Raw genomic sequence first — 13,457 nt, 5'->3', positions numbered from 1 at the left:
CCCTCCTACCAAATTCGTCCTGCAAGCATAGTAAGTTTAATAAATGTAAAAACATCATCTTCCTGTATGTTTAATGGTGTAGAAAGACAATCTAAAGGCTCTTCATTATGCAGGACTAAGAACAGTTCGTCCTGAAAGGCTTGAAGCATTGTGGAAATAGCATGATCCACTGACTGTACAGTATCCCTTTTCTTTTCTCCAAACTGTACTTTGCCATATTGGGCCGCGTCTACTAATTGCTGATCCGTTAAATATAGATGAAGTGGTGTATCTACCATTTTTTCATTAAATTGTTGTACCTGCTGTGTAACAAGCTGAACAAGTAAATCTTGTAACGTGATGACAGGCTCTTCAATTGAAAATGGAAATTTTTCAAGTTTACGAGACTTCTTACCGATTACTTTTTGCTGGTAAAATAAACGCAATCTAACACCTCCTTACAATAATTTCATTATACAAGAGTGAGAACAGTGAAAAGAATAAGGCATATGACGCTAGTTGTGTAAAAAAGTTTGGGAAAAGTGTAACAAAAAGTAGCCTGCTACACTTGATTGGTAGGGTAGAAAGTGGGTGAAAATTTACTGAAGATTATGCGGAAAATAGAACATTTGTACGATTATTGTTGTCAAGATAAGTATCATTTTGCGTTTTTTTATTCTAATAACGGTGAAGAAGCAGAATATATTACTCAGGTAACTTTTTAGACATACGTATTTAAAAGAAAATTCTTTCATGAAATCTCGTAAACGAAGATTATTCTCATTAGTATTAAATAGGTGACATAATACAGCATACTATTCATCCGCTATATATAGTGGTCTACTTTTGTGTAGTTGTTGAAAGACATCTTTTTATCTCTGATTTCATAAGCTTTATAGGTATGATTTTATCAAGCTAGAAGGAGGCAAAATCATTCAAATACACGTTGTACGGGCTGGCGAGTCTTTATGGGGAATTGCACAGGCGTATGGGGCTACGGTTCAGAGCATTATAGATGCCAATCAAATTCCAGAGCCAAATCGTTTAGTTGTGGGGCAAGCTCTTGTAATCCCGATTGTCGGAAGTTTTTATTATGTACAGCCAGGTGATAGCTTATGGTCAATTGGCCAACGTTTCGGTATTAATTATGTAACACTTGCACAAGTAAATGGTATTAATCCCAATCAACCATTAGCAGTTGGAACGAGATTATACATCCCACAGCCACCAAGAACAAGGGCAGAAACATTAGCCTATTTAGAGCCGAGAGGAACATCAGTTAGTGAGGCACTCTTGAATCAAGCGAGGGAAGCGGGTCCTAATTTAACATATTTAGCTTTATTTAGCTATGAGGCTAGGCGTGATGGTACTTTACAGAGGCCACCAAGCCAAGGTGTGACACAAATTGCAAATGATACGGGAGCATCAATGGCAATGGTTATTTCTAATTTGGAGAATTTTAGTTTTAGTGGTGAATTAGCGAGAGATATTTTTCAAAGTACAGCTGTTCAAGATATACTATTTGATAATATTCTTGCAGAAGCAAAGCGACTTGGGGATGTTAAAGATATCCACTTTGACTTCGAAAATTTGCCAGCAGATCAACGACAAGCCTATAACAATTTTTTAAGAAGAGCTGTTGAAAAATTCCATGCTCAAGGATACACAGTGTCTACGGCATTAGCGCCAAAAACCAGTGATAGTGAGCGAGGGCCATGGACAGCGGCACATGATTATAAGGCACATGGAGAAATCGTGGACTTTGTTTTACTCATGACCTATGAATGGGGATATTCAGCAGGCCCACCAATGGCTGTTTCACCTCTCCCAGAGGTAGAGGCTGTTGTAAAATATGCGATTAGTGAAATACCGGCAAGCAAAATTCTGTTGGGGCAAAATTTATATGGATATGATTGGACGTTACCTTTTGTCCAGGGGGGACCTTTTGCAGAAGCACTTAGTCCTCAGCGAGCCATTGAGATTGCTAAACGTTATAATGCAGCGATTCAGTATGATTGGAGAGCCCAAGCGCCATTTTTTGAATACTATGATGAGCAAGGTAGGGCACATATGGTGTGGTTTGAAGATGCTAGATCTATTCAAGCTAAATTCAATCTTATAAAACAATATAATCTTCGTGGTATTGGGTATTGGAAATTAGGACTACCATTCCCTCAGAATTGGGTGTTAATTGGTGCGAATTTTGATGTGGTAAAGAAATAAGATAATGAAGTATAAGGGACAGATTACCCAATGTATTTTCTTCAAAGAGGAAATAATCTGTAAATTTCATTTCTAATTATGGATAAATATACTATAATTATATTAAATAGTATTTTAGGAGGGATATTTTGGGTAAATTAAAAAAGTTAGGTATTATTTTAACAACTACCGCATTTTCTGTTGGAGTGCTAGCACCCGTTTCACAAGCTTCTGCAAATGTGAAAGAACCTTCGGAGCGTATTGCAATACAGTTAGCTGCTACAGAGACAAAAGTGACAAAAGGTATGCTAATTAACAAGTTACGGGCACTATTCCCTGAAGAGTTCAAATTTGTAGCTGATAATGAATTTAGTTCTGGTGGCGGTCATTTCTTTAGAGAAGATACAACGGTCCGTTATGATTTAAACTTCCATAAAACTGTAAATGGTAAAGATGTCTATGGTGGTTTTACATTTAAAGGTGAAGATTTAGAGTTAGAACATTTCTATTATCAGCCAGCTAATATCGCTGAAGCAGTATATCCTGCAAAATATTCAGAGAATGAAGCCAAAAAAATTGCAGAAGACTTCCTGGGAAAATTTGCGAAAATAGAAAACTATAAACTCCGTGAAGATGGCTTCGGTTATTACAATGACATCAATCGTCCATTATCACAACCAATTACTTACTCATTTGTTTATTCACCAACCTATAATGGAGTGCTTATTGGCGATCAAAGTATCACTATAGATGTTCTTGCTAATGGTCAAATAACAGGAATGTATCGAAATACAGAATCAATTGGTAAAGCAACATTTGATAACTCAAGCCAGAAAAAAAATGAGGAAGAAATTGTTGCACAAGTAAGTGATAACTTAGCGGTTGAACTTCGTTATTACGTTGACTATTTTAGCGATCAACGTAATGTGAAGCTTGTCTATATGCCAGCAACAGGATTTAATGGTGTACATGCTTTAACGGGCCAATGGCAAACAACGAATGGCTTCTCTTCCCAAGTTCCAAAGACGAAAAGCGCTGAGAAAATATCCTCACAGCAATTACCACCAAGAAAAAGTGGTATGACAGTAGCAGAAGTGGAGGAATTTGCTAAAAACTTCTTAAAGGTTGATGAAGATAAGGCGAAGCTCACGATTGATATGGTTGATGAAAGAGAAAATGACAATGGTGAAACAGTTTATACAGTAAATTATACGTATATGTACAATAATGGTGGTTCTGGTACCTCTTTCGAAATGAATAAGGCAACAGGCGAAATCGTGCAGTACCACGATTTAAAGAGAGATTTTACAAACACTGACAAAACAAATACTATTTCTAAGGATGCTGCATTGGCAAAGGCTGTTGAATACTTAAAGCAATGGGCTCCATCCTATTTACATGAGTATTCGATGCCAATTGATGATCCTGTCCATGATGATTATAGTAAAGATTATTACTTCTCCTTCCCACGCATCGTAAACGGGATTGCGGTTGTTGGAGATGAAATAAACGTAGGTATTGGCTCTGATGGGTCATTACGTTCACTGAATGTTAATAAACAAAAGATTAATAATTGGCCTTCTCTTAATCAGGTAATCTCTGCTGATAAAGCAAAAGAAGCATATAGTAAGGCCCTTACATTACAACTACAATATATAAAACAAGCTACTGAAGGTAAACAACATTATGATCTAGTCTATGCTCCAACTTACAACGGTAGCTTAGTTAATCAGATTGATGCAATTACTGGTGAATGGTTGTATGAGGTAGATGACTCAAAAGAAAAACCATCTATTTCACACCCAACAGCAGCCAATGAATTAAATTATCTTTTACATCAAAATGTATTAGAGGTAAAAGATATAGCAAACTTTAATGCTGATGCTGCTGTGACAAAGGGAGAAGCATTAAAGATTCTACTAAAATCTCTAACATATGGCTATTTTGGTAGTGGCGATGGTGAAAAGCAAACCTTCAGCAATATCGATAAAAATCATCCATTATATGGAGTGGTTGAACAAGCTGTAAGAATGGGAATTTTACAGCCAGCAAACCAATTCGCTTTAGATGAATCATTGACTCGTCAAGAGCTAGCGGTATGGGCTGTTAAAGCAATGCAATTGGAGAATGTTGCAAAGTATAAGGATATTTACAAATTAAACTTTGCGGATGCAGCGTCCATTGATCCAGCATATACAGGCTATATAGCAATAGCAAATGGGATGGGTCTGATAGATACACAGCAAAATAACTTTAATGCTACCAAGAGTGTGTCATATGCCGATTTGGCTGTTTCAACAGTTCGTTTAGCCAAAGCTATTCAAGAAAATAAAGTGGATCGTAACTTCTATTATTAAGTCGCATTTCATGAAGAGGGTATCTCCTTAATTGTAGGAGATGCCCTTTTTAGGTTAGTTTGTAGAAGAATGGGGAAATAATAAGTAAAGAAAGGAGTGAATAAATTGAAATTGAAATTTATTTTAGTGATTTCTTTAATGACTGTTATTCTTTACGGCTGTAATAAGGATGAGGTAAAAGATGTGCCTGCAAACGCTCCAGCAGATCAGAATGCTACTCAACAGACTGGTGAGACGCCAACTGACCAAGTGACATTTAATTTTTTAGAGTTTTCTTTAGATGTTGATTACTCTGCAACGGAGTCTTATGAGGTAGAATATGAGGATAAAAAAACAGGAATAGAAGCAAAATTAGAAGATGATCGAAAACAAGAAAAACTGCAGGGCGATGAAGCTTATACTAAATTAGAGCCGTTATTTAAGCAGTTGAATTTTGATTCTACAACATCTAATGATGAAGTGATTGATCAAGTAATTAAAGTATTCAATATTGAAGATAACTATCAATCCATTGAAGTAGATGTCGAATTTGTAGACGGCAATGAAAAGGAATTTAAACGAATTAAATAATAAAAATAAGCCAGCTAGCTGATTTAATCAGTTAGCTGGCTTTTCTTTCATTTACATTCTCGAACCCAATGTCGATGTTTAGCAAGGGCATGAACAAAAGATTTTGGATCGGTTGCAACCCCATGTTTATTGGCTATATGCTGTAAAAATAAAACATTTTCCGTATAACCTATTGTTTTACAGTGCTGATAGGCTTGTTCAATAAACTGTTCTGCTTTTGCTTGTTCGTAGGAATTCTGAAAGGCTCCTGTAACATAAACCCCATCATAAAGAACTGAGGAGGTAGTAGCAAATGTTTCGTGAATTTCATAGCCGCTTACTATGCCTTGTTTATTACTTACTAGTTCAACTACAATATCTTCACTTAAAAATGTAGCAATAAGTTCATTTAATTTTTCACCACTATTTTCTGTAACAATTACAGCTACTTTATTAGATTTGACACTTTCCTTTGCATTGATTACTTGGCTAACAGCAGGAGAAGTTTGTTGAATATGTGGTACTTCCACTTCTACAGGTGGAACTATACCAATTCGTTCAGCGATAGCTGAAGCAAGTGAGTAACTGACATGAGCATACATGTCTACAACTTGTTTTCGAATCGCTTTATTTTTTACTTTGCCAAGTTCAAAGCTAAAGGCATCGATAATATGCTTTTTCTCAATATCTGTCATACTAAGCCAGAATAATCTTGCTTGAGAAAAATGGTCTTTAAAGCTCTCACTACGTGCACGTACTTTATGCCCTTCAACTTTTTCTTCATAATGCTTATATCCACCATCTTCTTCAGAAACAGGATGTGGTGTATTATTGGCTAAGGAATTTTTATGGTAGCTAACTTGTCCCACATTAATGGTTTGTCGGCCATAGCCATCTCGTTGGTTATTATGAAATGGACAAATTGGTTTATTAATAGGAAGCTCATGGAAATTAGGTCCTCCCAGTCGTATTAACTGTGTATCGGTGTAGGAGAATAAACGACCTTGTAATAAAGGATCATTTGAAAAATCAATGCCTGGCACAACATGCCCGACATGGAATGCGGCTTGTTCCGTTTCTGCAAAAAAATTATCCACATTTTTATTCAAGGTCATTTTCCCAAGAATGTGTACTGGAATTTCTTCTTCAGGCCATATTTTCGTGGCATCAAGAATATCGAAGCTAAATTTGAATTCATCTTCAACGGGAATAAGTTGCACACCAAGCTCCCACTCTGGGAAATACCCACGTTCAATCGATTCCCATAAATCTCTGCGGTGAAAATCGGGATCTTTCCCAGCAATGATTTGTGCTTCATCCCATACTAATGATTTTACCCCAAGTACAGGTTTCCAATGAAATTTAACAAAATGGGCTTTTCCTTCGGCATTGATAAAGCGATAAGTATTAACACCAAAGCCCTCCATCATTCGATAGCTTCGTGGAATCGATCTATCTGACATATGCCACATAACCATATGAGCAGACTCCTGATTATTTGCAATGAAATCCCAAAATGTATCATGGGCACTTTGTGCTTGTGGAATTTCGTTATTTGGTTCGGGCTTTACAGCGTGTACAAAATCGGGGAATTTAATAGCATCTTGAATAAAAAACACTGGAATGTTATTTCCAACTAAATCATAATTGCCCTCTTGCGTATAAAACTTAGTAGCAAAGCCGCGTGCATCACGAACAGTATCTGCAGAGCCTTTAGATCCAGCAACGGTAGAGAAGCGGACAAAAACAGGGGTTTTAGTTCCTTTTCCATTTAAAAATTGTGCCTTTGTAATATCACTTGCGCATTCATATGTTTCAAAAATTCCATGAGCGGCTGAGCCACGTGCGTGTACTACTCGTTCAGGAATTCGTTCATGGTCAAAGTGAGTCATTTTTTCACGGAAATGAAAATCCTCTAGTAAAGTGGGTCCTCGCTCACCTGCTTTTAGTGAATGCTCATCTTCCGATATTTTTAATCCTTGATTGGTTGTGAGAGGTTGATCTTTATCACTTACTCGGAATGCTTCTAGCTGTTGTTGTTTTTGATTGACATCTTTTTTCATTTAGAATCCTCCTTTATAAGTTACAACTACCTTCTACCCGAACGAAAAGATGGCAAACATGAAGAAACAAATTGTTTGCTGTTTAAAAATGTATATGTTATTATTATCTCGAATTAAAGATAATTAAATTCGAAGTAAAAAGAGGGAGTCGTATGAAGCAAAACAATCGTAACTTAAAAGCATTTACGGTCTTGTTCCGAGCATATCAAACGATTCAAGATGCAACTAAAAGAGATTTACTTCAATTCGATTTAAATCCAACTGAATTTTCGGTTCTTGAATTTTTGTATCATCATGGAGAACAACCAGTTCAAATGATTGGTAAAAAAATATTAATTGCAAGCAGTAGTATTACCTATGTGATTGATAAGCTCGAGCAAAAGGGCTATGTGTACCGTAAGGCATGTCCAAAAGATCGTCGTGTTACGTATGTATTACTAACGCTTGAGGGACAGGTTTTGATGGAGGAAATATTCCCTAAGCATGAACAGAAAATAAATGAGATATTTGAAGTATTGGAAGCTCAGGAGCTGGACAACATGATTTTATCACTTAAAAAAGTTGGCAAGAACGCCACTAACCAATAAAAAATTTTAAATATATATCTCGATATCGAGATATATAGGAGGAGCATATTATGAATCATTTAAAAGGTGTACACCATGTAACGGCTATCACAAGTAGTGCTGAAGAAAATTATAAATTCTTTACCTATGTTTTAGGAATGCGCTTAATAAAGAAAACAGTGAATCAGGATGATATTCAAACATACCATTTATTCTTTGCAGATGATAAGGGTAGTGCGGGTACAGATATGACGTTCTTTGATTTCCCTAATATCCCAAAAGGTGTACATGGTACTAATGAAATTTCAAAGACCTCTTTCCGTGTACCAACGGATGCTGCTTTAGATTATTGGATAAAGCGCTTTGATCGTTTAAATGTGAAGCATACAGGTATGAAAGAACAATTTGGTAAGAAAACACTATCTTTCGTAGATTTTGATGAGCAGCACTATCAGTTAATTTCTGATGAGTACAATACTGGTGTGGCAGCAGGTACACCTTGGCAGGATGGCCCCATCCCACTTGAGTATGCCATTACAGGTTTAGGGCCAGTTTTTGTACGTGTCGCTAATTTTAAATACTTTAAAGATGTATTAGAAAAGGTAATGCTCTTTAGAGAGATTGCAGAAGAAGGGGACTTCCATTTATTTGAAGTAGGTGATGGAGGAAATGGCGCCCAGATTATTGTCGAGCACAATACAGTCTTACCCGTTGCTCGTCAAGGTTTTGGTACTGTACACCATGCTGCCTTTCGTGTAGAGGATCGTGCGGTATTAGATGAATGGACTGCACGCTTTGAAAGTTTTGGTTTCCACACTTCTGGCTATGTAAATCGTCATTTCTTTGAATCATTGTATGCACGAGTAGCTCCGCAGATTTTATTTGAATTGGCTACAGATGGTCCAGGATTTATGGGCGATGAGCCATATGAAACATTAGGAGAAAAACTGTCATTACCACCGTTTTTAGAACCAAAACGAGAACAGATTGAAAGTCTTGTTCGTCCGATTGACACTGTAAGAAGTTCCATTATGTTCGATAAAGAATATGAGTAATACCATTTCATCCAGTTGGGAAAGAAAAGCCCTACTGGATGTATACATAACTGTATTGGGGGATAAAAAATGGAATTTTCCAAGCTGATTGATAAGCGTCGCTCTGCTAATAATTTTATCAAGGACGTTAAGATGACTGAAGAAGATATACGCTCTATTTTGGAGGATGTTAAGCTTGCCCCTTCAGCATTTAACCTACAGCATGCTAATTATATTGTTGTGCTGGATGAGGATATGAAAGAAAAGGTGAGAGAGGCAGCATATGGTCAATATAAAGTACATTCAGCTTCAGGTGTAATTCTTGTACTAGGTGACAAGGAAGCATATAAAAATACTGCTGAGCTAAGCCAGGGCATGGTGGATTTAGGCATAATTACAGCGGGCGAACTAGAGGATATTGTAGCAGAGAATACAAGATTTTATGAGGATCGTGGTGAAGGATTCATGAAAGATGAAGCCATTCGTAATGCTTCTCTGTCTGCAATGTTATTCATGCTAGCTGCGAAAAATCGTGGTTGGGACACTTGCCCAATGATTGGCTTTGATAATCAGAAAATGCGTGAGCTTTTCAATGTGCCAGAAACACATGAAATAGCCTTAATGATTACTATTGGGAAAGAAAAAGAAAGCAGTCGTCGATTACGTGGGTATCGCAAGCCAGTTGAAGAATTTGCCATTTATTATTGAAATGGTATAAAATACAATAGCTATACAAATACTATGAATAATGTACATTTAGGAGGAAACATCATGAAGGTAGTAGCAATCGTAGGTAGTATCCGTAAAGAATCTTATAATATGCAATTAGCTCAATTTATTCAAAAACGTTATACAGAAAAGTTAGATCTTGAAGTATTAAGCCTAAAGGACCTACCAATGTATAATCAAGATATTGAAAATGAGGCTCCACAAGCAGTTCTTGATTTTAAAGCAAAAGTAAAAGCTGCAGATGCTGTACTTTGGGTTACACCAGAATATAATGGTACAGTGCCTGGGGTTATGGTAAATGCTATTGATTGGCTATCTCGTGTAGATAAAGTAATGATTGGCAAACCATCCATCATTATGGGTGCATCAATGGGGAACTTAGGTACTGTAAAAGCACAATTACATTTACGTGATATCTTATTCTCTCCAGGCATTAACTCACCATTACTTAGCGGCAATGACGTTTATATTGGTGCTGTTCACACTAAATTTGATGAAGAAGGCAATTTAACTGATGAAGGAACAGTGAAATTCCTTGACGTAGTCATTGATAATTTCTTAAGTTGGGCAAAAAAATACGTTTAATTAAATTCTAACCCATAAGTATACAATATACTTATGGGCATTTTTGTTTAGAAAGATGCTACTTCTGCATGAAATCTTCACACTTTCACGATATACTTTTAAGAAATTCTAAAATGGTGGTTACGGATGAGAAAATTATCATTAAAGCTTGGTATTATCTTTTTCATTACATTGTTTTGTATTGAGACCTTTATGATGTTTTTTTTGCATGTTTCCCTGACGAATTCTAGAGTGGAAGAGGAACTAGAGCGTTTACAAGCGAGAGGAAATTCACATCGTACGATATTAGAACAGAACTTCAATAATGAAACATTAGCACATGTCGTTCTTATGGAATCAGAAGCAAGTACAGATGTCGTGGTGACTGACTTTTTCGGGACAATCCTTGCATCCTCACAACCACATCAAGAAATCAGTGATCTGATTCGTGAGATTGAGGGGGAGGGGGAAATACCTTATGAAGGAAGGGTTTTACAAGACAATTGGCAAGAAGTTAAAGCTATTGCGACTATAAGCCCTATTCAAAACCAGCAAGGAACGATTGGCTATGTATTTATGTTTCAAAATACCGATTCCATCCATGCATTAATGAAACGGCTCAATAAGCATTTTCTCATCGTAGGTATTGTATCTGGTCTTGTCAGTATTGCAGTCATTGTTGTTCTATCTCGCAAGCTGGCTAAACCACTTATTCAAATGAAAGAGGCTACATTGAAAATGAGTAAGGGTGATTTTACAGTCGCTCTTTCTACGAATGGAAAAGATGAGCTTGGGGATTTATCAAATGCTATCCAGCTTTTATCCAATGATTTAAATCATCTAAGGCAAGAGCGTAAGGAGTTTTTATCGAGTATTGCACATGAGCTTCGTACACCACTAACTTTTATTAAAGGCTATACAGACATTCTTGCTAAACGGGATTTAACAGGGCAAGATCGTCAAAAGTATTTAGCTATTATAATAGAAGAAACAAATAGACTTTCAAGATTAATTAAAGATTTATTTGATTTAGCGAAAATGGATGAAAATTCATTTGTAATTGAAAAACATTGCTTATATTTAGAGCCGTTTTTTACAAACATTGAAGAAAAATTAAGTCCCGCGTTTCAAGATAAAGGTATCTATTTGGTTGTACGTTGTGATAATGGCTTAACACTATGTGCAGATGAAGCAAGACTTGAGCAAATCGTGATTAATCTATTAAATAATGCATTCATCTATTGTGCGTCAGGAGATATGACTACAGTTACTGTAAAACAAGACCGTGGAATTTTAAGCATCGTCGTTGAAGACACAGGGAAAGGAATTCCAAAGAAGGATTTACCGTATATTTTTGATCGGTTTTATCGAGTGGAAAAATCACGTAGTCGTGCATTAGGTGGATCTGGACTTGGGCTTGCTATTGTCAAGGAGCTTGTACAAGCACATGGGGGAGAAATAAAGGTTAGAAGTGAAATAAATAAAGGGACTACTTTTGAATTGTCATTTAAAGGAGTAGAAACGAATGAAAACGATTTTATGCATTGATGATGAACCAAGAATGTTAGATTTATTAACCCTTTATTTGGAACCACTATTTATTTGTAAAGCAATGTCTTCTATACAAGAGGCATTGGATTTTTTAGAAGAAGAGCATGTGGATTTAGTTCTTTTGGATATTATGATGCCAGAGATGGATGGGTGGCAGGTTTGCCAGGAAATTAGGAAGTTTTGGGATGTTCCTATCATTATGCTTACTGCAAAAGGAGAACACGCTGATATTGTAAAAGGTTTAAACCTTGGTGCAGATGACTACATTTTAAAGCCTTTTGATGAGGAAGAGTTGTTAGCACGCATACATGCTGTATTAAGAAGAACGATATCTGAAGACAAAGTGATTAACTTTGAAGGGCTTTGTTTAGATAGAGAGTCCTTTGAAGTATATTTTCAACATAAGGCAATTCCATTAACACCAAAGGAATTTGCCATGCTCGCCCTATTTTTAGATTATCAAAATAGAGCATTTTCTAGAGAACACCTTATCCATGCCGTTTGGGGATTTGATGTAACGATTGAAGATCGTACCATCGATTCACATGTACGTAATTTACGAGAAAAATTAAGAAAAAGTGGTTTTCCGGCGGATGATTACTTGCAAACCGTTTGGGGCATCGGCTATAAATGGCATAAGTCTGCAAAGAGAAAGCAAATGGAACATAAAAGCTAGAAATTAACCTCTACCAGAATTGAAGGTAGAGGTTATTTCTATTATTTTGAACTAAGCTAAGAAATGATGGATATGACCTATGAAAAACATCTAGCACAAGTAGGGGGAGATATACTATTGAATGGGCATAATCTTCAATGTTTTTTGTAATCTATAGGCGAAGATACCAGCAAAAATAGCTAAAATAATATCTTTTGGTAGTGGAGGAATCATCCAAAGCCAAGCGAGCTTATATGAAAAATTCTCTGGCGCACTTGCCCAAAGCTTATAGGCAAAAAACATCCAATTTGTTCCTATCAAATAATTTATAGCCGTTGCTACCAAAGCAGCTACGATAAAACTTTTCTTTGTCCCGCTTCGTTCTACGATCAATCCTGCAACAAATGCAGCTAATATAAATGTAATAATAAACCCAAAGGTAGGGCTTAAAATTTGGCCAATTCCACCACCGAAACGAGCAAAGACAGGGGCTCCTGCCAATCCTACGCACATATAAATTGTGCAGGCGAGCGCACCTTTTCTACTACCAAGAATAAGCCCTGCTAAAATTGCAAAGAAGGTTTGAAGCGTAATGGGTACACCACCAACTACCATAAAAGGTGCAAAGGAAGTGATATTAGCACCCACCATCATTAGCGTTGAAAATAACCCAATGTAGGTAATGTCAACAGTTCTTAACTTATGGTGACTATGTTGTGTAACAGTTGCCATGAATTTCACCTCGTTTTATAAGTTATTACTGCTAGTGTAAAAAACGAATGTATTTGTGTCAACTTTGTTGTTTATTTAAGTTAACTCAATTGCTGAATTAAATTGAAGTAGACTATCTATCTATAAAAATGTATGATAGAACCGTCACCATTTTATAACTTCAAATACTATTGGTGTGACATTTTTAAATGTCACTTAAAAGGGAAGTCGGTGGAAGTCCGACGCTGTCCCGCAACTGTAACGAGGAATCCTATAATATGATTTGCCACTGTTTAAGAATGGGAAGGCAATTATAGGATAGTGAATCGAAGCCAGGAGACCTGCCATTTAGTAATACCTGTAATGCCCACGAGGATGCAAGCAATACGGACAATAGCTGGATATTTTTCTGACTTTGTTTAATCTAGGGTATTTCTATGCGCATTTTCGCATGGGATACCTTTTTTTATTGCTTCATTCATCAATATATTCAGTAG

12 protein-coding genes and 1 riboswitch are annotated in these 13,457 nt (G+C 36.5%); of the genes, 9 read left to right on the top strand and 3 right to left on the bottom strand.

Features of this window, described 5'->3' with window-relative positions; genetic code table 11:
- Positions 1 to 5: 5 nt before the first annotated feature.
- The gene (locus EW028_RS21610) at positions 6 to 425 is read right to left on the bottom strand and encodes a hypothetical protein (protein ID WP_131522355.1); all 420 of its coding nucleotides are present in this window, start codon (positions 423 to 425) and stop codon (positions 6 to 8) included.
- A 604-nt stretch (positions 426 to 1,029) separates the two neighbouring features.
- On the opposite strand from EW028_RS21610, the gene EW028_RS21605 reads away from it, so the two are divergent.
- The 3 genes from EW028_RS21605 (at position 1,030) to EW028_RS21595 (ending at position 5,108) form a co-directional block, all read left to right on the top strand.
- Entirely contained in the window at positions 1,030 to 2,202 is a 1,173-nt protein-coding gene (locus EW028_RS21605) for a glycosyl hydrolase family 18 protein (protein WP_483308058.1), read from the top strand.
- A 128-nt stretch (positions 2,203 to 2,330) separates the two neighbouring features.
- Positions 2,331 to 4,538 (top strand): YcdB/YcdC domain-containing protein, encoded by a 2,208-nt coding sequence (locus tag EW028_RS21600; protein ID WP_131522353.1) that lies wholly within the window; start codon positions 2,331 to 2,333, stop codon positions 4,536 to 4,538.
- Positions 4,539 to 4,643: 105 nt separating this feature from the next.
- A complete protein-coding gene (locus tag EW028_RS21595; protein WP_131522352.1) occupies positions 4,644 to 5,108 on the top strand; it encodes a YusW family protein in 465 nt (154 codons plus the stop codon).
- A gap of 47 nt (positions 5,109 to 5,155) precedes the next feature.
- Here EW028_RS21595 and EW028_RS21590 read toward each other — a convergent pair whose 3' ends face one another.
- On the bottom strand, positions 5,156 to 7,150 hold the full coding sequence (locus tag EW028_RS21590) for a catalase (protein WP_131522351.1): 1,995 nt from the start codon (positions 7,148 to 7,150) through the stop codon (positions 5,156 to 5,158).
- A gap of 152 nt (positions 7,151 to 7,302) precedes the next feature.
- Here EW028_RS21590 and EW028_RS21585 point away from each other — a divergent pair, with 152 nt between their 5' ends.
- From EW028_RS21585 to EW028_RS21560, 6 genes are all read left to right on the top strand, one after another.
- Positions 7,303 to 7,737, top strand: a complete 435-nt coding sequence (locus EW028_RS21585; RefSeq protein WP_131522350.1) for a MarR family winged helix-turn-helix transcriptional regulator — start codon at positions 7,303 to 7,305, stop codon at positions 7,735 to 7,737.
- A gap of 50 nt (positions 7,738 to 7,787) precedes the next feature.
- Positions 7,788 to 8,771 (top strand): ring-cleaving dioxygenase, encoded by a 984-nt coding sequence (locus EW028_RS21580; protein ID WP_131522349.1) that lies wholly within the window; start codon positions 7,788 to 7,790, stop codon positions 8,769 to 8,771.
- A 69-nt stretch (positions 8,772 to 8,840) separates the two neighbouring features.
- Positions 8,841 to 9,458 carry a nitroreductase family protein gene (locus EW028_RS21575; RefSeq protein ID WP_131522348.1) on the top strand — a complete coding sequence of 206 codons (618 nt, stop codon included), beginning with the start codon at positions 8,841 to 8,843 and terminating at the stop codon, positions 9,456 to 9,458.
- A 63-nt stretch (positions 9,459 to 9,521) separates the two neighbouring features.
- On the top strand, positions 9,522 to 10,064 hold the full coding sequence (locus tag EW028_RS21570) for an NADPH-dependent FMN reductase (RefSeq protein ID WP_048394950.1): 543 nt from the start codon (positions 9,522 to 9,524) through the stop codon (positions 10,062 to 10,064).
- Positions 10,065 to 10,190: 126 nt separating this feature from the next.
- Positions 10,191 to 11,591 carry a sensor histidine kinase gene (locus tag EW028_RS21565; protein WP_193767438.1) on the top strand — a complete coding sequence of 467 codons (1,401 nt, stop codon included), beginning with the start codon at positions 10,191 to 10,193 and terminating at the stop codon, positions 11,589 to 11,591.
- Positions 11,569 to 12,270 carry a response regulator transcription factor gene (locus EW028_RS21560; RefSeq protein ID WP_131522347.1) on the top strand — a complete coding sequence of 234 codons (702 nt, stop codon included), beginning with the start codon at positions 11,569 to 11,571 and terminating at the stop codon, positions 12,268 to 12,270. The genes EW028_RS21565 and EW028_RS21560 overlap by 23 nt, the downstream gene beginning before the upstream one ends.
- A 114-nt stretch (positions 12,271 to 12,384) precedes the next feature.
- Here EW028_RS21560 and EW028_RS21555 read toward each other — a convergent pair whose 3' ends face one another.
- Positions 12,385 to 12,981 carry a biotin transporter BioY gene (locus EW028_RS21555; RefSeq protein WP_131522346.1) on the bottom strand — a complete coding sequence of 199 codons (597 nt, stop codon included), beginning with the start codon at positions 12,979 to 12,981 and terminating at the stop codon, positions 12,385 to 12,387.
- A 154-nt stretch (positions 12,982 to 13,135) separates the two neighbouring features.
- Positions 13,136 to 13,323: riboswitch (cobalamin riboswitch) on the top strand.
- Positions 13,324 to 13,457: the final 134 nt, after the last annotated feature.

It is taken from the genome of Lysinibacillus sp. OL1, assembly GCF_004332175.1.
Lineage (GTDB): Bacteria > Bacillota > Bacilli > Bacillales_A > Planococcaceae > Lysinibacillus > Lysinibacillus capsici.
Note: the sequence above shows the minus strand (reverse complement) of the source record. Positions and strands in the feature narration are given on the sequence as shown.

What these genes read in the sequence shown, in the direction of transcription:
- EW028_RS21590 (WP_131522351.1), bottom strand. Translation starts at nt 7,150, where the DNA reads ATGAAAAAAGATGTCAATCAAAAACAACAACAGCTAGAAGCATTCCGA.
- EW028_RS21585 (WP_131522350.1), top strand. Translation starts at nt 7,303, where the DNA reads ATGAAGCAAAACAATCGTAACTTAAAAGCATTTACGGTCTTGTTCCGA.
- EW028_RS21580 (WP_131522349.1), top strand. Translation starts at nt 7,788, where the DNA reads ATGAATCATTTAAAAGGTGTACACCATGTAACGGCTATCACAAGTAGT.
- EW028_RS21575 (WP_131522348.1), top strand. Translation starts at nt 8,841, where the DNA reads ATGGAATTTTCCAAGCTGATTGATAAGCGTCGCTCTGCTAATAATTTT.
- EW028_RS21570 (WP_048394950.1), top strand. Translation starts at nt 9,522, where the DNA reads ATGAAGGTAGTAGCAATCGTAGGTAGTATCCGTAAAGAATCTTATAAT.
- EW028_RS21565 (WP_193767438.1), top strand. Translation starts at nt 10,191, where the DNA reads ATGAGAAAATTATCATTAAAGCTTGGTATTATCTTTTTCATTACATTG.
- EW028_RS21560 (WP_131522347.1), top strand. Translation starts at nt 11,569, where the DNA reads ATGAAAACGATTTTATGCATTGATGATGAACCAAGAATGTTAGATTTA.
- EW028_RS21555 (WP_131522346.1), bottom strand. Translation starts at nt 12,981, where the DNA reads ATGGCAACTGTTACACAACATAGTCACCATAAGTTAAGAACTGTTGAC.